Origin of the sequence: Moorena sp. SIO4G3 (genome assembly GCF_010692305.1) — a bacterium.
In the GTDB taxonomy this organism is placed as follows: Bacteria; Cyanobacteriota; Cyanobacteriia; order Cyanobacteriales; family Coleofasciculaceae; genus Moorena; species Moorena producens_A.
Genome location: NZ_JAAHIG010000695.1, coordinates 1 through 1,893, shown reverse-complemented (window position 1 = coordinate 1,893; position 1,893 = coordinate 1). Strand labels below are relative to the sequence as shown.

The window sequence follows — 1,893 nt, the reverse complement described above, 5'->3', positions numbered from 1 at the left end:
AAACAGAGAAATAACTAGCGAGAGTTAGCCACCTAATTTATTGGGTGGGCGTGGAGCGTACCGGGATTTATCCCGGCTCTCGTGTTATTTGCCTCTCTGGTTTTCTATATACCTTTTTACTGTCTCTGTGAAGCGCGTTTCCAGTGGTTGAACAAAAATAACTGGGAGACCAAAGGGTTGGAAGTTTTAGTAACTCAGGGAACTCTCTTCTGAGATGATGAGACGCTCGCCCTTTTACTATGCATGATTATTACCGACGGTGCAAAAGTAGGATCGACCTCTAAGAACATGTGGACATGGTCTGGCATTATCTCGCTTTGCGATCAGCTGCCAGTTATTATCTTTGCACAACTCAAAAATAATCTCTTGCCACCTCATTTTTACCTTTCCTGTTAGTACGGATTTTCTTCTTTTTGGGCACCCGAAAAAATGATAATTTAGTAATGTTAAGTATTGCGGTTTTGTCATGAAAAATTTTTGATTTTTATAAGCCATTTTTGTTGAAAATTGCTGTATACTCAATATACAATATAAACAAGGAGGTAACAATAGAATGTATGGATGTCAGCAACACTTAATAACTACAACGTCTGAGAATCAAGCAGTTATAGAATTCATCTGCTCAGAAGCTAATAAGCTAACCAATTGCGGATTATACTATTGCCGTCAAATGCTGTTCAAAGCTGGCAAATATCTTAATAACGCAGAATTGGACAAGATAATGAAAAATAACGTCCATTTCAAAGCCATGAGATCCGCGTGTGCTCAGCAAACATTGCATGGAGTTGTTGAGTCTTTTAAATCTTACAAATCTCTCAATAAACTGTACAATAAAGGGCAGTTAGCCGATAAGCCTAGAGTCCCAAAGTATCGCAAAAAGGGAGGTTTAGCTGTAGTTAGTTACCCTGCTCGCTGGGTAAAGCTAGTAAAAGGTCAACTTAAGTTCACTTTAGGGAAACAGGTTAAAGCTTGGTTTGGGATTGACCACTTTCTACTCCCGATGCCGTCTAACATCGACTTTAAGTCAATCAAAGAATATCGTTTTGTCCCTAGAAATGGTTGTTTTTATTTAGAATTTGTGTATGAGAGACCGAGCCTTAACCCAGTGGCATCAACGAGTAATGTTTTAGGCATCGATCCAGGTCTTAATAATTGGCTAACCTGCGTTTCCAACATTGGGAAATCATTTATCATAGATGGCAGGAAAGTTAAATCACAAAATCAGTGGTACAACAAGCGGGTAGCTGCAATCAAAAAAGGTAAATCTCAGGACTACTGGGATGATCGGTTAGCCTCTTTGACCGAAAAGCGCAACAGGCAGATGCGCGACAATGTGAATAAGGTCGCTAGATTCATAATTAATTGGTGCCAAAGGAATCAAATTAGCACAATAGTGTTTGGATGGAACAAGCGCAACAAAGACAGTATCAATATTGGCAAAAATAATAACCAGCAGTTTGTGCAAGTCCCTACTGCTAAATTAAAAAATAGAATTGAGCAATTGTGCATTGAACACGGGATCAAATTCGTTGAGACCGAAGAAAGCTATACCAGTAAAGCTAGTTTCTTAGATCGTGACTTTCTACCTACACTTGGTGGAAAACCCGAGGGGTGGAGAGCCTCAGGCAAAAGAGTAAAGCGCGGTCTTTATCGGTCTAGTCAAGGGCAATTAATAAATGCCGACTGTAATGGAGCTTGCAATATTCTCAGAAAAGTAGTGACACAGCTAGGGTTTCCCCTAGTCGAGGTCAGTAGAGCAGTTTTGAACCTGCCACAACGATACCGACTGGACTCTCTATCGAGATCATATCGTCAAGCGTCACGGAGCGTGGTTTCAACCCGCGAAGTGAAATCCGCTTAGAATCTACGTTTTTCAAAGCGTAGAGAGTTCAA

Annotated in this window: 1 protein-coding gene and 1 pseudogene; one reads left to right on the top strand and one right to left on the bottom strand. The window is 40.4% G+C overall.

From position 1 onward, the window contains the following. Positions 1-67 precede the first annotated feature (67 nt). Positions 68-468: pseudogene (gene tnpA / locus F6J99_RS44675) on the bottom strand (IS200/IS605 family transposase). Between the two features lie 85 nt (positions 469-553). Here tnpA and F6J99_RS44670 point away from each other — a divergent pair. Continuing rightward, positions 554-1,861: a transposase gene (locus F6J99_RS44670; protein WP_293123783.1), complete on the top strand. Its 1,308-nt coding sequence runs from the start codon at positions 554-556 to the stop codon at positions 1,859-1,861. Positions 1,862-1,893: the final 32 nt, after the last annotated feature.